Origin of the sequence: Alistipes sp. CHKCI003, from assembly GCF_900021155.1 — a bacterium.
Taxonomy (GTDB): domain Bacteria; phylum Bacteroidota; class Bacteroidia; order Bacteroidales; family Rikenellaceae; genus Alistipes; species Alistipes excrementavium.
Genome location: NZ_FCNT01000100.1, coordinates 43464 through 63921 on the forward strand (window position 1 = coordinate 43464; position 20458 = coordinate 63921).

Annotated in this window: 31 protein-coding genes; 21 read left to right on the plus strand and 10 right to left on the minus strand. The window is 52.9% G+C overall.

The window, feature by feature from the left end:
• Positions 1–10 precede the first annotated feature (10 nt).
• On the minus strand, positions 11–1258 hold the full coding sequence (gene mobB, locus BN3659_RS12000) for a conjugal transfer protein MobB (RefSeq protein WP_004291483.1): 1248 nt from the start codon (positions 1256–1258) through the stop codon (positions 11–13).
• Entirely contained in the window at positions 1237–1665 is a 429-nt protein-coding gene (gene mobA / locus BN3659_RS12005; protein WP_004291488.1) for a conjugal transfer protein MobA, read from the minus strand. Before mobA ends, mobB begins: the two co-directional genes overlap by 22 nt.
• A 421-nt stretch (positions 1666–2086) precedes the next feature.
• Between mobA and BN3659_RS12020 the strand changes: the two genes are divergently transcribed.
• The 19 genes from BN3659_RS12020 (at position 2087) to BN3659_RS13620 (ending at position 16433) form a co-directional block, all read left to right on the plus strand.
• Complete coding sequence (locus BN3659_RS12020) at positions 2087–3136, plus strand: ParA family protein (RefSeq protein WP_004291492.1); 1050 nt, start codon at positions 2087–2089, stop codon at positions 3134–3136.
• A 2-nt stretch (positions 3137–3138) separates the two neighbouring features.
• Entirely contained in the window at positions 3139–3579 is a 441-nt protein-coding gene (locus tag BN3659_RS12025) for a DUF3408 domain-containing protein (protein ID WP_004291503.1), read from the plus strand.
• A gap of 2 nt (positions 3580–3581) precedes the next feature.
• Entirely contained in the window at positions 3582–3935 is a 354-nt protein-coding gene (locus BN3659_RS12030; protein ID WP_004291505.1) for a DUF3408 domain-containing protein, read from the plus strand.
• A 16-nt stretch (positions 3936–3951) separates the two neighbouring features.
• On the plus strand, positions 3952–4680 hold the full coding sequence (locus BN3659_RS12035) for a hypothetical protein (RefSeq protein WP_004304280.1): 729 nt from the start codon (positions 3952–3954) through the stop codon (positions 4678–4680).
• Between the two features lie 201 nt (positions 4681–4881).
• Positions 4882–5199 (plus strand): DUF4134 domain-containing protein, encoded by a 318-nt coding sequence (locus BN3659_RS12040; protein ID WP_002560983.1) that lies wholly within the window; start codon positions 4882–4884, stop codon positions 5197–5199.
• A gap of 10 nt (positions 5200–5209) precedes the next feature.
• Positions 5210–5542: a DUF4133 domain-containing protein gene (locus BN3659_RS12045; protein WP_004291514.1), complete on the plus strand. Its 333-nt coding sequence runs from the start codon at positions 5210–5212 to the stop codon at positions 5540–5542.
• Positions 5539–8055, plus strand: a complete 2517-nt coding sequence (locus tag BN3659_RS12050; protein WP_091537231.1) for a TraG family conjugative transposon ATPase — start codon at positions 5539–5541, stop codon at positions 8053–8055. The genes BN3659_RS12045 and BN3659_RS12050 overlap by 4 nt, the downstream gene beginning before the upstream one ends.
• 34 nt (positions 8056–8089) lie before the next feature.
• On the plus strand, positions 8090–8470 hold the full coding sequence (locus BN3659_RS12055; RefSeq protein WP_004291516.1) for a DUF3876 domain-containing protein: 381 nt from the start codon (positions 8090–8092) through the stop codon (positions 8468–8470).
• A 23-nt stretch (positions 8471–8493) separates the two neighbouring features.
• Complete coding sequence (locus BN3659_RS12060) at positions 8494–9123, plus strand: DUF4141 domain-containing protein (RefSeq protein WP_005680595.1); 630 nt, start codon at positions 8494–8496, stop codon at positions 9121–9123.
• A 4-nt stretch (positions 9124–9127) separates the two neighbouring features.
• The gene (gene traJ / locus BN3659_RS12065; RefSeq protein ID WP_091537233.1) at positions 9128–10132 is read left to right on the plus strand and encodes a conjugative transposon protein TraJ; all 1005 of its coding nucleotides are present in this window, start codon (positions 9128–9130) and stop codon (positions 10130–10132) included.
• Between the two features lie 30 nt (positions 10133–10162).
• On the plus strand, positions 10163–10786 hold the full coding sequence (gene traK, locus BN3659_RS12070; protein ID WP_004293887.1) for a conjugative transposon protein TraK: 624 nt from the start codon (positions 10163–10165) through the stop codon (positions 10784–10786).
• Positions 10787–10825: 39 nt separating this feature from the next.
• Positions 10826–11113, plus strand: coding sequence for a TraL conjugative transposon family protein (locus tag BN3659_RS12075; RefSeq protein ID WP_091537236.1), 288 nt, complete (start codon positions 10826–10828; stop codon positions 11111–11113).
• Complete coding sequence (gene traM / locus BN3659_RS12080; protein WP_004291521.1) at positions 11094–12446, plus strand: conjugative transposon protein TraM; 1353 nt, start codon at positions 11094–11096, stop codon at positions 12444–12446. Before BN3659_RS12075 ends, traM begins: the two co-directional genes overlap by 20 nt.
• A gap of 34 nt (positions 12447–12480) precedes the next feature.
• Positions 12481–13467 (plus strand): conjugative transposon protein TraN, encoded by a 987-nt coding sequence (gene traN / locus BN3659_RS12085; RefSeq protein ID WP_004291522.1) that lies wholly within the window; start codon positions 12481–12483, stop codon positions 13465–13467.
• A gap of 2 nt (positions 13468–13469) precedes the next feature.
• The gene (locus tag BN3659_RS12090) at positions 13470–14045 is read left to right on the plus strand and encodes a conjugal transfer protein TraO (RefSeq protein ID WP_004291523.1); all 576 of its coding nucleotides are present in this window, start codon (positions 13470–13472) and stop codon (positions 14043–14045) included.
• Between the two features lie 7 nt (positions 14046–14052).
• Positions 14053–14955: a toprim domain-containing protein gene (locus BN3659_RS12095; RefSeq protein WP_004291524.1), complete on the plus strand. Its 903-nt coding sequence runs from the start codon at positions 14053–14055 to the stop codon at positions 14953–14955.
• On the plus strand, positions 14952–15455 hold the full coding sequence (locus BN3659_RS12100) for a DUF3872 domain-containing protein (protein ID WP_004291525.1): 504 nt from the start codon (positions 14952–14954) through the stop codon (positions 15453–15455). The genes BN3659_RS12095 and BN3659_RS12100 overlap by 4 nt, the downstream gene beginning before the upstream one ends.
• Positions 15452–15979, plus strand: coding sequence for a glycoside hydrolase family protein (locus BN3659_RS12105; RefSeq protein ID WP_004291526.1), 528 nt, complete (start codon positions 15452–15454; stop codon positions 15977–15979). Before BN3659_RS12100 ends, BN3659_RS12105 begins: the two co-directional genes overlap by 4 nt.
• 64 nt (positions 15980–16043) lie before the next feature.
• Positions 16044–16433, plus strand: coding sequence for a hypothetical protein (locus BN3659_RS13620; protein ID WP_004291527.1), 390 nt, complete (start codon positions 16044–16046; stop codon positions 16431–16433).
• Positions 16434–16466: 33 nt separating this feature from the next.
• Here the strand turns inward: BN3659_RS13620 and BN3659_RS12115 are convergent, their stop codons facing one another.
• The 8 genes from BN3659_RS12115 to BN3659_RS12150 are packed head-to-tail and all read right to left on the minus strand — an operon-like array spanning position 16467 to position 19785.
• Entirely contained in the window at positions 16467–16775 is a 309-nt protein-coding gene (locus BN3659_RS12115) for a hypothetical protein (RefSeq protein ID WP_004304290.1), read from the minus strand.
• Between the two features lie 53 nt (positions 16776–16828).
• Positions 16829–17074 carry a DUF6956 domain-containing protein gene (locus tag BN3659_RS12120; protein ID WP_004291529.1) on the minus strand — a complete coding sequence of 82 codons (246 nt, stop codon included), beginning with the start codon at positions 17072–17074 and terminating at the stop codon, positions 16829–16831.
• Positions 17071–17304 carry a DUF3873 domain-containing protein gene (locus BN3659_RS12125; RefSeq protein ID WP_004304291.1) on the minus strand — a complete coding sequence of 78 codons (234 nt, stop codon included), beginning with the start codon at positions 17302–17304 and terminating at the stop codon, positions 17071–17073. Before BN3659_RS12125 ends, BN3659_RS12120 begins: the two co-directional genes overlap by 4 nt.
• A gap of 19 nt (positions 17305–17323) precedes the next feature.
• Positions 17324–17581 carry a hypothetical protein gene (locus tag BN3659_RS12130; RefSeq protein WP_004291531.1) on the minus strand — a complete coding sequence of 86 codons (258 nt, stop codon included), beginning with the start codon at positions 17579–17581 and terminating at the stop codon, positions 17324–17326.
• Between the two features lie 24 nt (positions 17582–17605).
• Positions 17606–18937, minus strand: a complete 1332-nt coding sequence (locus BN3659_RS12135; protein ID WP_004291532.1) for a PcfJ domain-containing protein — start codon at positions 18935–18937, stop codon at positions 17606–17608.
• Positions 18934–19350 (minus strand): PcfK-like family protein, encoded by a 417-nt coding sequence (locus BN3659_RS12140; RefSeq protein ID WP_004291533.1) that lies wholly within the window; start codon positions 19348–19350, stop codon positions 18934–18936. The genes BN3659_RS12135 and BN3659_RS12140 overlap by 4 nt, the downstream gene beginning before the upstream one ends.
• A gap of 13 nt (positions 19351–19363) precedes the next feature.
• Positions 19364–19585 carry a hypothetical protein gene (locus BN3659_RS12145; protein WP_004291534.1) on the minus strand — a complete coding sequence of 74 codons (222 nt, stop codon included), beginning with the start codon at positions 19583–19585 and terminating at the stop codon, positions 19364–19366.
• A gap of 11 nt (positions 19586–19596) precedes the next feature.
• A complete protein-coding gene (locus BN3659_RS12150) occupies positions 19597–19785 on the minus strand; it encodes a hypothetical protein (protein WP_240144958.1) in 189 nt (62 codons plus the stop codon).
• On the opposite strand from BN3659_RS12150, the gene BN3659_RS13705 reads away from it, so the two are divergent.
• Both BN3659_RS13705 and BN3659_RS13710 read left to right on the plus strand, forming a co-directional pair.
• Entirely contained in the window at positions 19694–20101 is a 408-nt protein-coding gene (locus BN3659_RS13705; RefSeq protein WP_412228176.1) for a hypothetical protein, read from the plus strand. The genes BN3659_RS12150 and BN3659_RS13705 overlap by 92 nt on opposite strands.
• A 7-nt stretch (positions 20102–20108) precedes the next feature.
• Positions 20109–20372 carry a hypothetical protein gene (locus tag BN3659_RS13710; RefSeq protein WP_005653600.1) on the plus strand — a complete coding sequence of 88 codons (264 nt, stop codon included), beginning with the start codon at positions 20109–20111 and terminating at the stop codon, positions 20370–20372.
• The last annotated feature ends 86 nt before the right edge of the window (positions 20373–20458 follow it).

Genomic DNA, 20458 nt, shown 5'->3' on the forward strand with positions numbered 1-20458 from the left:
GATACTCTGATTACATACCCAAGCCCTTGCGTTTTTTCTTCTTTTTGCGCTTCATCGCCCGGATGAAAGCCTCTTCCTCGGCATCTACCGCCGGACCTTCGGGAGTGAGCAAGCCCATACCGCCCGATATATCTTCACTGTCGTAGGCGGTCTGCCCGTGTGCCTTGTCCGCAGCATCCACAGGGATGGATAGCGGTATCGGCGGTTGTCCGGCGTATGGCAGGGTGAAGTGTTCCTGCAAGGCATTCGCCGAAAGCTCCTTACCCATGCGCGAACCGTTCAGCACGCATCCCGTGCGGTGGTCGATGAAGGTAGCCCCATAGATGCGCCCTTCCTCTGTGTAGCGCAGTACGGTGTCGATGCCCTTCTCTTTGAGTTGGGATACAAATTTGTCCTTGTCATAAGTGCCTTGCAGCACGGAAAGGACGGTGCGTTTCGTCATGTCTGCCAGTTTCCTATCCTTGATTTCCGATTTGGAACGGACAAACTTCTTCTGTACGGCTTCATAGCCTGCGGACTTCCCGAAAAGCGAGGATTTGAACGGGTTGCCCACCTTGTTACCCTTGTCGTCCGTGACGGAATAGACCAGCCCGTGATACTCCCGTCCGCGCACGTTGCCCCTCGCTTCCTCCACCGTCATATTATATAAGGAAAGGAGCGCACGGTATTCGCCCATCGTCTGGAAACGGTACTGCCCATTCAGAGCCTTCACGGTGTTGCCTACCTGCTTCTTCACATCACCTGCCGATGCGGCCACCTTGCGCAACGGATTATCCAATCTCTGATTTTTACGTTCTGCCGGATGCAATCCGTACTTCTGTTCCAGTTCCCTGCGGATACGGTCGCTGCGGCGGTAGAGAAAATCCCGGTTGAGCCTTTTCCCGTTCTCGTCCACGTTGACCGTCACGATGTGCAGGTGGTGGCGGTCGATGTCCTCGTGCTTGAATACAAGATAAGGCTGGTTTCCGAAACCGAGTTTTTCCAGATACTCGCGGGCGATATTCTGCAACTCAATATCGGTCAGCACATCCTCCGGGTGCGGGTTGAGAGAGATATGCACCACCGGCTTCTCGATCTTCATCTGCGGTGGCAGGAAGGTGAGAAAACCCTCCATCGCCTTGCCTATGTCCACCGTTCCCGAACCGTCATTGTAGATGCGGTTGGTGGTGAGAAGCCGCCCCTGCGCCTCGTTAATCTTCTCCCCGTTGTAGGCAATCGCGCCGTACAACGAACTTCCTACACTGATTTTTGCGACCATTTTGCCTCCATTTCCCTTGAAAGTTCCACAATCCGGCGGCTCAGTTTCACGAGTTCGACGGTGTGTTGCTCTAATTTGTAGAGCAACGCCATCGCCTTTTTCTCTGAAAAATGCAGCCTCAGTTCCTTCACGACTTGGTTGTAATTCGTACCCACGGCACGGAATTGTGCATGAAAATCCGACAGTTTGGTGTAATAGTCCACCAACGTCTTGTCCACCTTCAGCACCTTGAACGGTTGCCCGAAGAAGTGCGCTTTGAGGAAAACAGACCGTGCATAGACACCCGATTTTCCGAACATGGCGAGGAAACGGTTGTGTTCCTCCTCGTTGAAACGGACGGTGTACCGGTACACCGCCGGATCAAGTTTGGGATTTCTCCCTGATTTGCTTTTCCTTTTCTCTTTCATATTACTTTGGATTTAGCGGATTGACGGCATAAGCCGCCGCTTCGGATTACAGCACCGCAGTTCTGAAAGGCTTCCCGACTTCGGAGGGAAAGCCCGCCCCCTGCAAGGGCAAGTGCTTTTCGTGGCTGCTCAAAATATTTTGAGCGGCTGAAAAGACATCTTGCTATGTTCAGGTGAACATAAAAATCCGTCAGGGGACGGATTGGGAAAATACCTTTCAGGACTCCGGGCCGCGCGTCATCGGCGAACCCTGCTGTCCGGGTGCAAAGTTACGCCCTTAAAGCGGTATCGGACAGATGCTTGACCCGGTCAATGACTGCCAACCGGCGCAACGTGCCGCCACTTGCCGGAGAAGTGATACAGGTTCCAAAATATACTTGTTTATTTGCAGCATGATTCAAGAAACGAACGATTTGAAGATATGATAAACGGAACATTCAAATACCCGGAAATCCGCTTCTTCGGATACTTGCCGAAACGGATACCCGAACCGTCGGAAACCCGGTTCTCCGACAATTCGGTGACGTATGGATTCAATGACTTCATGACGCAATGTCGTCAATCACCATTTGTCCGACGCACCGCTTCACCACAGAACCGGATACGCGACGACCCGCCTGCGTGTGTAGTCACGGAAGCGGATGGTGCGACAGCCAAATCCGTATGGAAACAGAAAAACAAATCATCAACAATTAAAATAAATGGAACTATGAGTAAGGAAATCTTCGTTGCATTCGCAACACAGAAAGGTGGCATCGGCAAATCCACTGTCACGGCACTTGCCGCCAGCTACCTGCACAACGTGAAAGGCTACAATGTCGCCGTCGTGGACTGCGACGACCCGCAGCACAGCATCCACGGGCTGCGCGAACACGAAATGGGGCTTATCGACAGCAGCACCTACTTCAAGGCTCTCGCTTGCGACCATTTCCGCCGGATCAAAAAGAACGCCTACACCATCGTCAAAAGCAATGCGGTGAACGCCCTCGACGATGCCGAGAGGATGATTGCCACTGAGGACGTGAAACCCGACGTGGTGTTCTTCGACATGCCCGGCACACTCCGAAGCAACGGCGTGATAAAGACGCTCTCGCAGATGGACTACATTTTCACTCCGCTGAGTGCCGACCGCTTTGTCGTGGAGAGTACCCTGAAATTCGTCACGATGTTCCGCGACAGGCTGATGACTACCGGACAGGCGAAAACAAAGGGGCTGCATCTGTTCTGGACGATGGTGGACGGCAGGGAGAGGAACGACTTGTACGGCATCTACGAGGAAGTGATAGCCGAAATGGGCTTTCCGGTACTTTCCACCCGCTTGCCCGACAGCAAGAAGTTCCGCCGTGACCTTTCGGAAGAGCGCAAGAGCGTTTTCCGCTCCACCATCTTCCCGATGGACACGGCACTGCTGAAAGGGAGTGGCATCCGGGAGTTTTCCGAAGAGATAAGCGACATCATCAGACCGCAGTGAACATGGGCAGCAGGAAAGTGAACACGGAAGGCATCGACGAGGAACTGCTGTTAGCCTCCATCGGGCGGCGCACACAGGACGGGACACTGCGCCCCGCACAGGAAGTACCCGCAGCTGCACCGACCGAAGAGGACACCGCCGCACCGGAACCATCTCCTGTGCAACCCGTAACACGGGAAAAAGCGCAGAGGGAAAGTGGACGCCGGAAAAGGCAGGACGAGGACTACAACGAGCTATTCCTGCGCCGCAACGAGATAAAGACCCGCCAATGTGTCTATATCAGCCGTGACGTCCACGGCAAGATCCTCAGAATCGTGAACGACATCGCCGGAGGGGAAATCTCAGTAGGCGGATATGTGGATACCGTGCTGCGCCAGCATCTGGAACAGCACAAGGAGAGAATCAACGAACTGTACAAGAAACAACGTGAAGATCTGATTTGAAAATGGAAAAAGAAATGACACCGAATGAAAAAAGACCACAGCAAGACTGCGGAGGTATGTTTACCCAAGTGCAGGCGAGTGTGGAAATACTGTCGCCTGTCCCGGTAAGCGGCAAATGCAGTGAGAAGGACTATGAACGCCTGTTCATCCGCGACCCGGAAGTAAAGGCACGTGAGGGGAAGATGGCGTATGTGCGCCCGGAGTACCACGAGCGTATCATGCGTATCACCCGTGTAATCGGGCATGACCGGCTTACGCTGTCCGCTTACATCGACCATGTGCTGACGCACCACTTCAACCAGTGCGAAGATGCGATAAAGAGCCTTTATGCCCGAAATTACAATTCAGTATTCTAACCAAAAACGGAAGGATATGAATTACACAATCAGCATGACAGACATTCTGCTGGCGGTATCGGTCGGCTGCAACCTCTGGTTCCTGTTCCTGCTCCTTTACGAGCGCATCATGGACACGCGGATTGTCCGCTTCTTCAAGGGCATTGTCGGATTATGGCGGTCACTGGACGGGAATGAGGCTAAACGCATAGCGGCACACGAGGAAGTCCCTGCGGAAAAGGCGGACATCATCGGCAAGAGCCGTTTCAGGATGGCATCCACCCGGACAACCGCTGCCATACCGACGCAAGAAGCCGCCACTATTGAAAAAGGCATTGAGCTGTCGGAGGAAGAGGCTACTTTTGACGACGGAAAAACGGGAAACGCATCCCGCCCGGCACAAGTCCCGGAGGAAAAACTCGATGAGACCTTCACGAGCATACCGCCGGAGGAACTGGGATACGGGGACGACGAACCGGAAGAGGACGCCTCGGACACGCCACGGGCTTCGGGCAGCAGCTTTGACGAGATTGACGACGCCTGCAAGACCGCCAAAAACCCGGACGCGACACAGGCGGAACGTGAAAAGGCGGCTAAGGTGTTCACCGACATGGAGGGCACGGAGTTGTACGAGAAAATGATGGAAGGCTCTTCGGAGATAGGCATCCGCATCAAGGGGCTTATCGAGATTCGGCTGAAGAAATCTGAAAAGGAGTTCGTCGTGCCGGACAACATCGAGGAGTTCGACATTCGCAACTATGTATGACAACAATAAAAGAAATGAACATGAAAGAATGACATCAACCCACGCGGCGAGGAAACGCAAGGCGCATCCCCATCCGCAACGGACACGCCCACGTCCGTGGAAACAAACGGGCATCCACTAAAACCAAAGTAAAGAAACAAAGTATCAACCGCCCGACAAAGGACCATCCACCCTTTTGACGGCAAAAAACAAGAACAGTTTATGAACAAGAACATCTTGAAAAACAGAAAAGCAATCCTCTCCGCGGCACTTGTCATCGCCGCAACCGCCTCCGCTTTCGCGCAGGGAAACGGCATCGCGGGCATCAACGAAGCCACCTCTATGGTGAGTTCTTATTTCGACCCCGGAACTAAACTGATATACGCCATCGGTGCAGTCGTCGGGCTTATCGGGGGCGTAAAAGTGTACGGCAAGTTTTCATCGGGCGACCCCGACACCAGCAAGACAGCCGCCTCGTGGTTCGGCGCGTGCATCTTCCTGATTGTTGCCGCCACCATCCTGCGCTCATTCTTCCTTTAATAAATAATGTATGGCTGAATACCCAATCAACAAGGGTATCGGCCGTCCGGTAGAGTTCAAGGGCTTGAAGGCACAGTACCTCTTCATCTTCTGCGGAGGTCTGCTGGCTCTCTTCGTCCTGTTCGTCATCCTCTACATGGTCGGTATCGACCAGTGGATATGTATCGGCTTCGGCGCGGCATCGTCCTCCCTCCTTGTATGGCAGACCTTCGCGCTGAACGCCCGGTACGGTGAACACGGGCTGATGAAATTAGGAGCGGCACGGAGCCATCCCCGATACCTTATCAACCGGCGGCGGATAACCCGTCTGTTCAAACGACAACGAAAGGAAGAAAGACAATGAGGAATACATCGAAAATGACAACACTGGAAAACAGGTTCCCACTTTTAGCGGTGGAGCATGGCTGCATCATCTCAAAGGACGCCGACATCACGGTGGCTTTCGAGGTGGAACTACCGGAACTTTACACCGTGACGGGTGCGGAGTACGAGGCGATACACAGTTGCTGGTGCAAGGCTATCAAGGTGCTGCCGGACTACTCCGTCGTCCACAAACAGGACTGGTTCATCAAGGAACGCTACAAACCGGAGCTTCAGAAGGACGACATGAGCTTTTTAAGCCGCTCTTTCGAGCGTCACTTCAACGAGCGTCCGTACCTGAAACACACCTGCTACCTCTACCTGACCAAGACAACAAAGGAGCGTAACCGGATGCAGAGCAATTTCAGCACGCTGTGCCGGGGACATATCATCCCGAAGGAGCTGGACAGGGAAACCACGACCAAGTTCTTGGAAGCCTGCGAACAGTTCGAGCGCATCATGAACGACAGCGGGCTTGTCAGGCTGCGCCGCCTCTCCACCGATGAGATTGTGGGTACTGAGGGAAAGACGGGACTTATTGAACGCTACTTCTCGCTCATGCCGGAAGGTGACACCACCTTGCAGGACATCGAGCTTTCGGCAAGGGAGATGCGCATCGGCGACAACCGCCTGTGTCTGCACACCCTCTCCGACGCGGAAGACCTGCCGGGCAAGGTGGCTACCGACACCCGTTACGAGAAGCTCTCCACCGACCGGAGTGACTGCCGACTGTCATTCGCCTCCCCGGTGGGGCTTCTGCTCTCCTGCAACCATATCTACAACCAGTATGTGCTGATAGACAACAGTGAGGAAACCTTGCAGAAGTTCGAGAAGTCCGCCCGTAACATGCAGTCGCTATCTCGCTATTCAAGGAGCAACAGCATCAACCGCGAGTGGATAGACCAATACCTGAACGAAGCCCATTCCTACGGACTGACCTCGGTACGGGCACACTTCAACGTCATGGCGTGGAGCGACGATGCGGAGGAACTGAAGCATATCAAGAACGACGTGGGCAGCCAGTTGGCAAGCATGGAATGCGTGCCGCGCCACAACACCATCGACTGCCCGACACTCTACTGGGCGGCGATACCCGGCAATGCGGCGGACTTCCCGGCGGAAGAGAGTTTCCACACTTTCATCGAACAGGCGGTGTGCCTGTTCACAGAGGAAACCAACTACCGCAGCTCGCTCTCGCCCTTCGGCATCAAGATGGTGGACAGGCTCACGGGGAAACCGCTGCACCTCGACATCAGCGACCTTCCGATGAAGCGGGGTATCACCACGAACCGCAACAAGTTCGTGCTGGGTCCTTCGGGCAGCGGCAAGTCGTTCTTCATGAACCACCTCGTGCGCCAATATTATGAGCAAGGCGCACATGTGGTATTGGTGGACACAGGAAACTCCTATCAGGGTTTGTGCGGCATGATCCGGCGCAAGACAGGCGGAGCGGACGGCGTGTACTTCACCTACACGGAAGATAAGCCCATCAGCTTCAACCCGTTCTACACCGACGATTACATCTTCGACGTGGAGAAGAAGGACAGCATCAAGACCCTGTTGCTGACGCTCTGGAAGTCGGAGGACGACAAGGTGACAAAGACGGAGAGCGGCGAGCTGGGCAGTGCCGTGAGTGCCTATATTGAGCGCATCCAATCCGACCGTAGCATCGTGCCGTCGTTCAACACCTTCTACGAGTATATGCGTGACGACTACCGCAAGGAACTGGCACAGCGTGACATCAAGGTGGAGAAGTCCGACTTCAACATCGACAACATGCTCACCACCATGCGGCAGTATTACCGGGGCGGGCGTTACGATTTCCTGCTCAACTCCACGGAGAACATCGACCTGCTCGGCAAGCGGTTCATCGTCTTCGAGATAGATTCGATTAAAGAAAACCGCGAACTGTTCCCCGTCGTGACCATCATCATCATGGAAGCCTTCATCAACAAGATGCGGCGTCTGAAAGGGGTGCGGAAACAGCTTATCGTGGAAGAGGCTTGGAAGGCTCTCTCTTCGGCGAACATGGCTGAATATCTGCGCTATATGTATAAGACCGTGCGAAAGTATTATGGTGAGGCAATCGTGGTGACGCAGGAGGTGGACGACATCATTTCCTCTCCCGTGGTCAAGGAAAGCATCATCAACAACTCCGACTGCAAGATACTTCTCGACCAGCGCAAGTACATGAACAAGTTCGACCAGATACAGGCGTTGCTCGGACTGACGGAAAAGGAGAAGGGGCAGATACTCTCCATCAACATGGCGAACAACCCTTCACGGCTCTACAAGGAGGTGTGGATAGGCTTGGGTGGCACACAATCGGCGGTCTATGCCACCGAGGTCAGTGCAGAAGAGTATCTGGCGTACACCACCGAGGAAACGGAGAAAGTGGAGGTTTACCATCTGGCGGAGAAGTTGGGCGGCGACATCGAAGCCGCCATCCGGCAACTTGCCGAGAAGCGGAGAAACAAGGAAACAACCAACAATTAAAAATGAATTTATCAACGAAAAAAGAAAAATGCGTATGAATTTACCAAAAGTGAAAATGCTGCAAGTCAGCAAGTGCCTTATCGGATTGGCGGTCATGATGCTGCAATCCTGCGACGTGGCCGACAACCGCCGCGACATGCTGTGCGGGAACTGGGAGAGCGTGGAGGGAAAACCTGACGTGCTTATCTACAAGGAGGGCGAAGCCTACAAAGTGACGGTGTTCCGTCGTAGCGGTCTGCGCCGCAAGCTCAAGCCGGAAACCTATCTCTTGCAGGAGGAGAACGGCAACCTGTTCATGAACACCGGCTTCCGCATCGACGTGTCCTACAACGAGGCCACGGATGTGCTGACTTTCTCGCCAAACGGGGACTATGTGCGGGTGAAGCCGCAGCCGGGACATCCGACCGAAGAATAACAACCACTAAAATCCAAAGTAACATGAGAACAAGAATAACAATGATTATCTGCCTGTGCCTGCTTTTCGCAGGCAGGGCAAGCGCACAGTGGGTCGTAAGCGATCCGGGCAATCTAGCGCAGGGCATCATCAATGCCTCCAAAAACATCATCCATACCTCCAAGACCGCCACGAACATGGTGAGCAACTTTCAGGAGACGGTGAAAATCTATCAGCAGGGCAAGAAGTATTACGATGCCCTCAAATCGGTGAACAATCTGGTCAAGGACGCCCGCAAGGTGCAGCAGACCATCCTGATGGTAGGCGACATCACCGACATTTATGTAAACAGTTTCCAAAGGATGCTCCGTGATGGAAATTTCAGACCAGAAGAGCTGTCGGCAATCGCTTTCGGTTACACGAAACTGCTGGAAGAGAGCAACGAAGTGTTGACGGAACTCAGGAATGTGGTGAACATCACCACGCTCTCCATGACCGACAAGGAGCGCATGGACGTGGTGGAACGCTGCTACTCCAAAATGAAGCGTTACCGCAACCTTGTGAGCTATTACACCAACAAGAACATCTCCGTGAGTTATCTGCGTGCGAAGAAAAAGAACGACCTCGACCGCATCATGGGGCTGTACGGGAACATGAACGAAAGATACTGGTAAGCCTATGGAGTTCGATAACCTTCATCAGATTTTACGCTCACTTTATGAGCAGATGATGCCGCTATGTGGGGACATGGCGGGTGTGGCGAAAGGCATCGCCGGGCTGGGTGCGCTGTTCTACGTCGCCTACCGGGTATGGCAGTCGCTGGCGAGAGCTGAACCGATAGACGTATTCCCGATGCTCCGTCCTTTTGCCATCGGTCTGTGCATCATGTTCTTCCCGACTGTGGTGCTGGGCACGATAAACAGCATCCTCTCACCCGTCGTACAGGGCACGGCAAAGATGCTGGAGGCGGAAACGCTGGACATGAACCGATACCGGGAGCAGAAGGACAAACTGGAATACGAGGCGATGGTACGCAACCCCGAAACCGCCTACCTCGTGTCCAACGAGGAATTTGACAAGCAACTGGAGGAACTCGGCTGGTCGCCCTCCGACATGGTGACGATGGCGGGAATGTATATCGACCGGGGAATGTACAACATGAAGAAGAGCATCCGCGACTTCTTCCGCGAGATACTCGAACTGCTGTTCCAAGCCGCCGCCCTCGTGATAGACACCGTCCGCACCTTCTTTCTCGTGGTGCTGGCGATACTCGGTCCGATAGCCTTCGCCCTGTCGGTATGGGACGGTTTCCAAAGCACGCTCACGCAGTGGATATGCCGCTACATACAGGTCTATTTGTGGCTTCCGGTGTCGGACATGTTCAGCACCATACTGGCGAAGATACAGGTGCTGATGCTGCAAAGCGACATCGAGCGGATGCAGACAGACCCGAACTTCTCGCTGGATTCGAGCGACGGGGTGTATATCGTGTTCCTCTGCATCGGCATCATCGGATACTTCACCATTCCCACCGTTGCCGGCTGGATTATCCAAGCCGGAGGCATGGGCGGTTACGGTCGCAACGTGAACCAGATGGCGGGACGCGCCGGAAGCATGGCTGGCGGAATTGCAGGAGCGACCGCAGGAAACGCAGTCGGACGTGTCGGCAAATTGCTGAAATAATCAATGTGCAATCATAAATTAAAAATATAAATGGAATTCAAATCACTTAGAAACATCGAATCGTCGTTCAGGCAGATACGCCTGTTCGGTATCGTCTTCCTCTCGCTGTGCGCCGTGGTGACGGTGTGGAGCGTGTGGAACTCCTACCGTTTCGCGGAGAAGCAACGGGAGAAAATCTATGTGCTGGACAACGGCAAGTCGCTGATGCTGGCTCTCTCTCAGGATTTATCGCAGAACCGCCCGGCGGAAGCACGGGAGCATGTGCGCCGCTTCCACGAGCTTTTCTTCACGCTGTCACCTGAAAAAAGCGCGATTGAACACAACGTAAAACGTGCCTTGCTGCTGGCAGACAAGAGCGTGTACCACTATTATTCGGACTTCGCCGAGAAGGGGTACTACAACCGCATCATCGCCGGAAACATCAACCAAGTGTTGAAGGTGGACAGCGTGGTGTGTGACTTCAACGCCTATCCCTACCGAGCCGTGACCTACGCCACGCAGAAAATCATCCGGCAAAGCAATGTCACCGAGCGCAGTCTCGTGACCACCTGCCGCCTGCTGAACGCATCACGGTCGGACGACAACCCCAATGGCTTCACCATCGAGGGCTTCACCATCATCGAGAACAAGGATTTACAGACAATCAAACGGTAACGGATTATGAAACGGAAAGTAAAAAGTATCAGAAAAACAATGTGGGGCGCATACTGGAAGCTCCACGACAAACGGAAACGGCTGGTGGCAAGGCTCAAAGGGTATCTGGACGGTTTGCCACCGGAAACACGCCGCCGCATCGTGCTGGGGATGCTCGCCGCCTTCGCGGTGCTTGCCCTCTATACCTTCGGCAGAGCCGTCTATGACATCGGCAGAAACGACGGCTCACGCATGGAAACGGGACACGCCGGACGGGTGGAACTGCCGACCCCGGCGGAAACAGGCAATCACTTAACACCTTATTTATATGGAACAGACAAAGAATGAACCGACGAAAGAGAACAAAGCTGCTCCCGAAACGGGGAAACCGAAAAAGGAGCGCGAACCGCTGACAGAGGCGCAACGGCTGAAACGGCAGAAGATGATCGTGCTGCCCGCTATGGTGTTGGTGTTCATCGGGGCGATGTGGCTGATATTCGCCCCGTCCTCCGGCAAGGAGCAACCGCCGGGAACGGACGGATACAACACCGAGATGCCCGACGCTGACAAGGCGAACCGGCAGATTATCGGCGACAAGCTGAAAGCCTACGAGCATGGGGAGATGGAAGAGCGTCAGGAGAGCCGCAACCGTGCCATCGGGCAGCTGGGCGACATGTTCGACCGCGAGATAGCGGGAACGGAGAACGGAGTGGACTTCGACCTCGCCAATCCGGGCGGCAAGGAAGAAAGGGCAAAGCCAGCCACGCCGCAGACCATCCAGTCCTCCGCAGCCGCCTACCGTGACCTGAACGCCACGCTCGGAAACTTCTACGACCAGCCGAAAAACGACAATGCGGAGATGGACGAATTGTTGGAGCGCATCGCATCGCTGGAGTCGGAACTGGAAAGCGAGAGGGGCAAGGCTTCCTCTATGGACGAGCAGGTGGCTCTTATGGAGAAGTCCTACGAGCTGGCGGCAAAGTACATGGGCGGTCAGAACGGAGGACAGCCATCGGCGGAACAGAGGGCAGAGCCAACTACCGTGCAGAAAGGGAAGAAGAACAAGGCAATGCCTATCAGACAGGTGGAGCATCAAGTAGTTTCTTCACTCTCACAGCCTATGAGTAACGCGGAGTTTGTCGCCGCCTTATCGCAGGAACGCAACCGGGGTTTCAACACGGCTGTCGGCACGGCGGAGGTATTGGACAGGAACACCATACCGGCGTGCGTGCATGGGGCGCAGAGCGTGACGGACGGGCAGACGGTAAGGCTGCGCCTGCTGGAGCCTATGGCGGTGGCAGGCAGGACAATACCCCGGGGTGCGGTGGTGGTCGGCACGGGCAAGATACAGGGTGAGCGGCTCGACATCGAGATTACCTCGCTGGAATACGACGGCACGATTATCCCCGTGGAGCTTGCGGTCTATGACACGGACGGACAGCCCGGCATCTTCATCCCGAACTCGATGGAGATGAACGCCGTCCGGGAGGTCGCCGCCAACATGGGCGGCTCGCTGGGAAGCAGCATCAACATCTCCACCAATGCCGGGGCGCAGCTCGCCTCCGACTTGGGCAAGGGGCTGATACAAGGCACGAGCCAGTACATCGCCAAAAAGATGCGAACCGTCAAGGTGCATCTGAAAGCCGGGTACAGGGTCATGCTTTACCAAGAAAAATATTGAAAACAATAAAAATTACCACTAAAATCCAAAAGTAATGAGAAAAGTAATCATCATGTTTGCCCTCGCTATGGGCATCATAACTGCCAACGCGCAGGAGAATGTAACCGTTGAAACGACCAACGGAAGTGAACAACCGACCTTGACGAAGGAGGTCTATCCGCAGAAGGAGGCGGACGGCGACCTATATCACGGGCTGTCACGCAAGCTGACCTTCGACCGCATGATACCGCCGCACGGTCTGGAAGTGACCTACGACAAGACCGTCCACGTCATTTTTCCGGCGGAGGTGCGCTATGTCGATTTAGGCTCGCCCGACCTGATTGCCGGGAAAGCCGACGGAGCGGAGAACATCATCCGTGTGAAGGCTACCGTAAGGAATTTTCCCAACGAAACGAATATGTCCGTCATCACGGAGGACGGCAGTTTCTACACCTTCAACGTGAAGTACGCCGCCGAACCGCTGTTGCTCAACGTGGAGATGTGCGACTTCATCCATGACGGCAGCACGGTGAACCGCCCGAACAACGCGCAGGAAATCTATCTGAAAGAGCTGGGCAGCGAAAGCCCGATGCTGGTGCGCCTTATCATGAAGTCCATCCACAAACAGAACAAGCGCGAGGTGAAGCATATCGGCTGCAAGCGTTTCGGCATCCAATACCTGTTGAAAGGCATCTACACGCACAACGGCTTGCTTTATTTCCACACGGAGATAAAGAACCAGAGCAACGTGCCTTTCGATGTGGACTACATCACTTGGAAAATCGTGGACAAGAAGGTTGCGAAGCGTACTGCCGTGCAGGAGCAGATTATTCTGCCGCTCCGCGCGCAGAACTACGCCACCCTCGTGCCGGGCAAAAAGAGCGAGCGCACGGTCTTCACGATGGCGAAGTTCACCATCCCCGATGACAAGTGCCTCGTGGTGGAATTGAACGAGAAGAACGGCGGCCGTCACCAGTCCTTCGTGATTGAGAACGAGGATTTGGTACGCGCGGGTACCATCAACGAACTTCAAGTACGCTGACCATGAGAAAGTACATCGCAATAATCATCGCGTCGCTTGCCCTTTTTACAGGGCAGGCGCACGCCCAGCGGTGTCTGCCGAAGATGCAGGGCATCGAGGTGAGGGCGGACATGGCGGACGGCTTCAATCTCGGCGGCAAGGACGGCGGGTACAGCTTCGGGGCGGCTCTCTCCACCTACACGAAGAAGGGGAACAAGTGGGTGTTCGGTGGCGAATACCTGTTGAAGAACAATCCCTACAAGGACACCAAGATACCCGTGGCGCAGTTCACGGCGGAGGGCGGCTATTACTTCAAGATACTGTCGGACGCCCGAAAGATTGTTTTCGTCTATGCCGGGGCTTCGGCTCTCGCCGGATATGAGGCGGTAAATTGGGGGAAGAAGGTGCTGCATGACGGCTCCACGCTGCACGACCGGGACGCCTTCATCTACGGCGGTGCGCTGACGCTCGATGTGGAGTGTTACGTGGCAGACCGTATCGCCCTGCTTGCCAACCTGCGGGAGCGTTGCCTTTGGGGTGGCGACACACGGAAGTTCCACACGCAGTTCGGGGTCGGTATCAAGTTCATCATCAACTGACACGGGCATGGAAAGGACGGAAATAGATGCTGTCAGAAGGATGCCGCTTGCGGATTTTCTCGCACGGCTGGGGCATGAGCCTGTCAGAAGGAGCGGTAACGAGCTGTGGTATCTTGCCCCGTACAGGGGCGAGCGCACATCCTCTTTCCGTGTGAACGTGGCGAAACAGCTCTGGTACGACTTCGGTTTGGGCAAGGGCGGCGACATCTTCACGCTTGCCGGGGAGTTTCTGCAAAGCGATGACTTCATGAAGCAAGCGAAGTTCATAGCGGAAGCCGCCAATATGACGGTTGCCGGATGGGAAAAGCCCGTCTATCTCTCGAAGCCGACCGAATCCGTTTTTGAGGATGTGGAGGTCGCTCCGCTGCTCCGCTCACTGCTGACGGAGTATTTAGAGGAACGGGGCATCCCTTACGCCATCGCATCCCGTCACTGCTGCCGCTTGAACTACGGTGTGCGTGGGAAACGGTATTTTGCCGTTGGCTTTCCGAACATGGCAGGTGGCTATGAAGTCAGAAGCCGATATTTCAAGGGTTGCATACCTCCGAAGTCTGTATCACTGGTAAAGGCGAATGACATCCCGGCTGACGAGTGCCTCGTGTTCGAGGGCTTCATGGACTTTCTCTCTGCCGTGACGCTTGGTGTAACCGGTAACGCTGACTGTCTTGTGCTGAACTCAGTCGCCAACGTGGAGAAGGCGGCGGGATTGCTGGACGGATACGGGCGCATCGGCTGCTTCCTCGACCGTGACGAAGCCGGACGGCGGACGCTTGCCGCACTTACCATGCGATACGGGGAACGTGTCACCGACCGTTCCTCCCTCTATGACGGTTGCAAGGACTTGAACGAGTACCTGCAACTGACAACGAAAAAACAGAAAAACAACCATCTAAAAATCGAAGAACAATGAACATACTGAACAACAGAAACAAGAGAACATCAATATTCAAGGCAGTGGCGTTATGCCTGATAGCCGCCATGTCATTCACCCTCGTGTCATGTGACGATGACATGGACATCCAGCAGTCCTATCCCTTCACGGTGGAGGTCATGCCCGTGCCGAACAAGGTAGTAAAGGGGCAGACAGTGGAAATCCGCTGTGAACTGAAAAAGGAGGGCGACTTTTCGGGTACGCTCTATACCATCCGCTATTTCCAGTTCGAGGGGGAAGGCTCGCTCAAAATGGATAACGGCATCACCTTCCTGCCTAACGACCGCTACCTGCTGGAGAACGAAAAATTCCGCCTGTACTACACGGCGGCGGGTGATGAGGCGCATAATTTCATCGTGGTGGTGGAGGATAACTTTAGCAACTCCTACGAACTGGAATTTGACTTCAACAACAGGAATGTAAAGGACGACGATCTTACCATCGTTCCCATCGGCAACTTCAGCCCCTTGTTGAAATGATGCGTGTATTCATGACAATGCTCTGTTCACTTCTGACGGTCTGTTCTGTGTCCGCGCAGATCAGCCGCCAAGAGGGAACGGACGGGCAGGCGGCAATCTACCGACTGCCGCTTATGGAACGTGCTTTTTTATGCTGCCGCTACTTTGAAGGCTGGCACTCAGAAAAACACTACCCATACGTCGGTTGGGGTCACAAACTTTTGCCAAACGAGAAGTATTCGGCACGAACCATGACAAAACGGGATGCGGATGAACTTTTGCGGAAAGACCTGCGCAAATTTGTCGCCATGTTCCGTAAATTCGGGGTTGATTCGATTTTGCTTGGCACGTTAGCTTACAATGTGGGACCGGCGAAGCTGTTAGGCAGCAAAACAATCCCCAAAAGCACCTTAATCAAGAAGCTGGAAGCTGGTGACAGGAACATCTACCGTGAGTATATAGCCTTCTGCAACTACAAAGGAAAACGCCACGCCATGCTGCTCAAACGGAGAAAGGCGGAGTTTGCGCTGTTGTATATCCCATAAAAGGACTGACAAAACTGGCAAAAGACGTGCCATATTTAACTTGGCACGTCTTTTGCTCTATCACTTGATAGATTATCGTAGGATTTTCTCGTTAATTGACATCGTTGAGCCATTTTTGCCTATCGGTTTCCAAATAACACTTCAAGTTGTAAGTGTTGTGAGAGCAATACAAAACATAGTTATTAACCATAAAAAGTATAGCGAAATTATGAAGAAAGTATTTAGGAAAATTCAGAAAGGAACAACAAAAATGATTGAACGTATCAAATCGTTGGGGGAAATGGAGACGAAGCAGAAATGTGTAGTTCAACGGTTCGAGATTATCATTCCCCTCCACCAAAAAATAACGACCCAATATATAGCCTCCGCAAGTTTTACTTGCGGATTTTTTAGTTATCGCAGATTGGACAAAGGTTTCTTTGCTACTTTCTTTGTCCGCCATCATGCTCACTGAAAGAAAGTAGGGCGGCTCTCGCCGCCCCGCCACTCAAAAGCGTGTGTAAAGTCCCGTCACCATCGTGAACATTTCCTCCAGCATATCAAAATAGATACCCTCGTGTACGGCAATGTCCTTTGTCTTGCACTCAAAGGTCTTTTTGCTGAACGTCCTGCGGTAGAAGCGCATATTGTAGAGGTCTGCCCCTTCGTCATAGATGATGTCAAGGCGGTTGGCACTTGTTTTGTTCCTTGCAAGGCTCATCCGTAAGCCGTTGCCCATATCTATGAAATCACGGCTACCTGTCATGGCGGTGAAGCGTTTTCCGCCTATCTGCTGTAATATCGTCTTGGCTATCATATCTTTTGTTTTTAGGGTTTTAAGTATTGGCGGTGCGGACACCGCCATCCCGTTCAAAATTCTCGCATTTCGGAAATGGGGGTCTGCCGTTGTAGCCACTCTTTCACACATTCCATATTGTACTCGCTCGTGATGACTGCCGTATGGCTGTCGGTGGCGGTGAAACGTGTGCTTTCGTAATCATCTATCCACCCCTTGAGGGTGTCCGTTCCCCACGCTCCGGTATCGTCAAAGATACCGTCCAATGCCGTGATAGGTTCGCTGAACTTGACTATCAGCGTTTGATAGGTCGTGTTCATAGTCTGTCCTCCTTTCCCTTCTTTGCGTTCAGCCACTTGTCCCGTGCGGCTCGGCACTCGTCCAACGTGGGTTTGACACAAGAGAACAATTCTCTGTCTATGGGGTGGCGGTAGTCGTACTGCACAAGTGTCCGCCTGCGTCTTCCGATACCCGATTGGAAACGCTCGTATTTCTCCGTACCTGCTTCCGCGCAGGTGCTTACTCCGTTGATGGTCATTCGTGTTGTCATAATGTTGCTTTTTAGATGGTTAAAAATGTACTGACAGAACTCTGTTCTTCATCACCATTTCGGGGTTGCTTGTGTAGCGTTGGTGCAGGTAGAAATGGTGTGAGCCGAAGCCGTAAAGGAAAAACTTGTCAAGTTCGTGCTTCTCGGCAAACTCCTTTACGCTCTTTCTCAATTCCCCCTCACTCGTTGTGAGAGTGAGGAGGTTCACAAATTCAAGGAACATCGTGGGGATTGCATCATCCCACACACAAATCATACTTTCAATTCTTACTTCCATATCAATGTTGTTTTAGGGGTTATGCTATGCCGCTTTCATCCGCTCACGGATAAGGTTGGCGTTCTTGTTCACAAGGTCTATGATGCGCTCGTGATATTCGGTGTCCTGGTTGTGCTTGCCGTGGCACTGCACCACTTCGAGGGTTCGCAAGTCCACCTCTACGGTTTCAATAATCTCATCGCCAATCCTTGCCGATAGTATGAGGGTGTCGGCTTTCTTGTAGTATCCACTGCCAAACACGCAGATGCCCTGCGTCTTGCCCTCGTTGTAATACTCGTCTATGCTTTCAAGCACCTTGACGATTATTTCCTCGTCCGTGATTACCAAGCCGAAGAATTTGGATTTGTTGGCGATGAAATCCTCCGCATCTTTCTTTCGTTGGAGTTGTCGCTGTTGCTCACGCTCACGCCTTTCAATCTCCCAACGGCGTTGCTCTGCGGCTCTTTCCTTCTCGTGTATGGCTTCAATTTTTCGGGTTGCGTTGTCGTGTGCCGCCATGAAATCTTCGGGACAGATGTTCTTCGGGTTACGGAGGTCTTGACCGAGTTTTTTGAGCATACGCAGATAGTCGCACCACATTGAGAGGTTGTCTATCTGATACTTGTGACGCTTGGCAATCAGATATGATGCCCAACATTCATCGGCAGTACGGGTATTGAAAAGAAAGTGTTTCATGACCTCAATCTCACCGCCTTTCATAAGGGTTTCAATTCTTGGGTCTGAAAGCAAGGCTTTGAAAAGACGCACGGGGGAGATGCCGTGGAAATCGCCCTTGAAGCCGTTACGTCTGAGTTGGGGCAATATCCTCATCTTTGGATATGCACAGCTTCTTGCCACCACATCATCGTATAGGCTGTTGTGCGGTCTTACCTCCATATCGCTGCCTAATGCCCACACATCGCAATAGCAGAAAAGGAAGCCACGGAGCAACGCCATGTCCGTAACCTTGCCGTCGGGTGAAATCCAACGCTGCACGACCTCGTGGCAGTAGAAACGCATCGGTTCGCCTTTCCTGCTCTCGCATCTGACCTGCGCCACGCGGATTACCTGATACCCTTTGCAGGTGGTTATCACGCTGAAATTCTGCGTTTCCTTGTAGATGCGTCTGCGTGTGTCCTGCACTTTGAGTTCGGCATGGCATTTGGGGCAGGTGCAGCCTTCAAGGGTGTCGCATAGTCCGCTGTCGCTGTGCCACTCGTGACCGCAGTCGGAACAGGTGATGTTCCCTTTCTTGGTGCGGTAGCCGATATGCTCAACGCAGTGGCGGTATGCCCAATCTATTTGTGTCGCTGATATGGGGCGAAGGTTGGCGGAAAGTCTTGCCACCTCTTTCTGTATCTTGGTCTTCGGTTTCATAAGCCTAAATCAAATAATGAGGGTTGGGGTTGGTTTTCTTTTCTCGCTGACGGTCTGTGGCGGTTCTGCAACTTGCGGAGTTCCTCCTCTTGGTATTTGCGGACAGCGTTCTGACGTGCCTCCGCCTTTTCCTCTGCCGTGAGTTTCACAACGTGGTTCACAACCACTTGGCAGTCCATCGGTTTGCCCACCTCTATCTCGTTTTCCTCATAGTAGTGGATGGCTTGCCCGAATATCTCTCCGTCCGTGAAACCGTTGCAACCGCTTTTCTGCACATAGTTCAGAATGTGGGTCACGCACTCGTCCATGTTCTTGGCAGGGTTGCGGTACTTCTTTGCAAATAGCGCATCTTCCTCCGCACGCTGTTCCAAGTACATATATATCGTTCTCTTGAAATGGTCTGTTCCTTTCATATCGCTGTCATTTTTAGATTATCTGTTTCAGTATCTCTCTCCAATAGGTCGGCTCTACCTCGCTGAGAAGGAAGTCCATGAAATCCCTCCGTGCGTCCTTGTTCAGTTCGTGGTACAATCTTCGGAAAGTTTCAAAATTGCCGTTGATGTACGTTTCCACCATATACACGAAGATGTTGTCCACCTCGTAATATCTGCACTGCTGCGCTGCCGTCTTGCTGTTTCTTTTTGCCATGTCGGTAAGGGTTAAAGGGTGAATAACCAAAGGATGAAGCCAAAGAAGGCAATGGTGGAAAGGATAGCCACGATTACACCTATCGCCACTCGGAACACTCCGTTTACAATCTCTCTGATGATGCCCCAAAGGATGCCGAACACCCCGAAGGCGGTGCGCATCATCAAGCCGCATATCGCCAACCCGATGTGTTGCGCCATTTGTCTGAAATTTGCCGTTGCCGTCATATCTTCGCTGTTTTTGATTTTTTTGTTTTTAATGCGGATTCAAGAGCTGAGGGAGTTGAGTTTCAAACTATCTTATCTGCCTCTCGTTTATCCGACATTTTTTTTATGCGTCTTTCTGTCGCATCGGTCGTTTTCGTTTCGGGTGCTTGAAAAGGTAGGGATTAGGGAATGCAAGGTTTTTCGGTCAAAATACTACCCGCAGGGCTGGAGATTTTTACCGAAAACAGGAGGCTTGACCTTGCTTTCCCGTCCAATCCCGGAATTACCTTTGCGCCCAGAACGAAAATGACTGACTGATGCGGCTTACTGAAAGGCGCAAAATGGAGGTAAACGAAAACAGAGGCAGATTGTGTAGAAAAAAACTTCAGGGGAAAATCCGTAAAAAAAAGAATCACCAAAAGGAAAAAGACATCACCGGAAGCGTGAAAAGGGCAAACCACAACAAAGGAAGTATGATTGTTTCCGATCCGACGGAACTTGTTCAGCCGGGTGGCAACAATCATTCTTCCCGGTTTGTCCGGCTGTGTGTGGGCGCCTGTTTCATTCATGGGGCAGGCTGACACACTCTGCATTCACTTTCCGCTTCCGGCAAAAGAGACAGCGAAAAAAGAAAAATCATTTGAAAACCCGTAAAAGCATCTCTTGG

Coding starts and splice junctions, on each gene's coding strand:
- BN3659_RS12020 (WP_004291492.1), top strand. CDS start 2,087: ATGATAAACGGAACATTCAAATACCCGGAAATCCGCTTCTTCGGATAC.
- traK (WP_004293887.1), top strand. CDS start 10,163: ATGGAATTCAAATCACTTAGAAACATCGAATCGTCGTTCAGGCAGATA.
- BN3659_RS12125 (WP_004304291.1), bottom strand. CDS start 17,304: ATGACAACACGAATGACCATCAACGGAGTAAGCACCTGCGCGGAAGCA.
- mobA (WP_004291488.1), bottom strand. CDS start 1,665: ATGAAAGAGAAAAGGAAAAGCAAATCAGGGAGAAATCCCAAACTTGAT.
- BN3659_RS12150 (WP_240144958.1), bottom strand. CDS start 19,785: ATGGCGCAACACATCGGGTTGGCGATATGCGGCTTGATGATGCGCACC.
- BN3659_RS12050 (WP_091537231.1), top strand. CDS start 5,539: ATGAGGAATACATCGAAAATGACAACACTGGAAAACAGGTTCCCACTT.
- traM (WP_004291521.1), top strand. CDS start 11,094: ATGGAACAGACAAAGAATGAACCGACGAAAGAGAACAAAGCTGCTCCC.
- BN3659_RS12105 (WP_004291526.1), top strand. CDS start 15,452: ATGATGCGTGTATTCATGACAATGCTCTGTTCACTTCTGACGGTCTGT.
- BN3659_RS12120 (WP_004291529.1), bottom strand. CDS start 17,074: ATGAACACGACCTATCAAACGCTGATAGTCAAGTTCAGCGAACCTATC.
- BN3659_RS12135 (WP_004291532.1), bottom strand. CDS start 18,937: ATGAAACCGAAGACCAAGATACAGAAAGAGGTGGCAAGACTTTCCGCC.
- BN3659_RS12090 (WP_004291523.1), top strand. CDS start 13,470: ATGAGAAAGTACATCGCAATAATCATCGCGTCGCTTGCCCTTTTTACA.
- traJ (WP_091537233.1), top strand. CDS start 9,128: ATGGAGTTCGATAACCTTCATCAGATTTTACGCTCACTTTATGAGCAG.
- mobB (WP_004291483.1), bottom strand. CDS start 1,258: ATGGTCGCAAAAATCAGTGTAGGAAGTTCGTTGTACGGCGCGATTGCC.
- BN3659_RS12130 (WP_004291531.1), bottom strand. CDS start 17,581: ATGGAAGTAAGAATTGAAAGTATGATTTGTGTGTGGGATGATGCAATC.
- BN3659_RS12030 (WP_004291505.1), top strand. CDS start 3,582: ATGGAAAAAGAAATGACACCGAATGAAAAAAGACCACAGCAAGACTGC.
- BN3659_RS13710 (WP_005653600.1), top strand. CDS start 20,109: ATGCGGCTTACTGAAAGGCGCAAAATGGAGGTAAACGAAAACAGAGGC.
- BN3659_RS12145 (WP_004291534.1), bottom strand. CDS start 19,585: ATGGCAAAAAGAAACAGCAAGACGGCAGCGCAGCAGTGCAGATATTAC.
- BN3659_RS12055 (WP_004291516.1), top strand. CDS start 8,090: ATGAATTTACCAAAAGTGAAAATGCTGCAAGTCAGCAAGTGCCTTATC.
- BN3659_RS12025 (WP_004291503.1), top strand. CDS start 3,139: ATGGGCAGCAGGAAAGTGAACACGGAAGGCATCGACGAGGAACTGCTG.
- BN3659_RS12060 (WP_005680595.1), top strand. CDS start 8,494: ATGAGAACAAGAATAACAATGATTATCTGCCTGTGCCTGCTTTTCGCA.
- BN3659_RS12100 (WP_004291525.1), top strand. CDS start 14,952: ATGAACATACTGAACAACAGAAACAAGAGAACATCAATATTCAAGGCA.
- BN3659_RS12075 (WP_091537236.1), top strand. CDS start 10,826: ATGTGGGGCGCATACTGGAAGCTCCACGACAAACGGAAACGGCTGGTG.
- BN3659_RS12115 (WP_004304290.1), bottom strand. CDS start 16,775: ATGATAGCCAAGACGATATTACAGCAGATAGGCGGAAAACGCTTCACC.
- BN3659_RS12045 (WP_004291514.1), top strand. CDS start 5,210: ATGGCTGAATACCCAATCAACAAGGGTATCGGCCGTCCGGTAGAGTTC.
- BN3659_RS12095 (WP_004291524.1), top strand. CDS start 14,053: ATGGAAAGGACGGAAATAGATGCTGTCAGAAGGATGCCGCTTGCGGAT.
- BN3659_RS12040 (WP_002560983.1), top strand. CDS start 4,882: ATGAACAAGAACATCTTGAAAAACAGAAAAGCAATCCTCTCCGCGGCA.
- traN (WP_004291522.1), top strand. CDS start 12,481: ATGAGAAAAGTAATCATCATGTTTGCCCTCGCTATGGGCATCATAACT.
- BN3659_RS12035 (WP_004304280.1), top strand. CDS start 3,952: ATGAATTACACAATCAGCATGACAGACATTCTGCTGGCGGTATCGGTC.
- BN3659_RS12140 (WP_004291533.1), bottom strand. CDS start 19,350: ATGAAAGGAACAGACCATTTCAAGAGAACGATATATATGTACTTGGAA.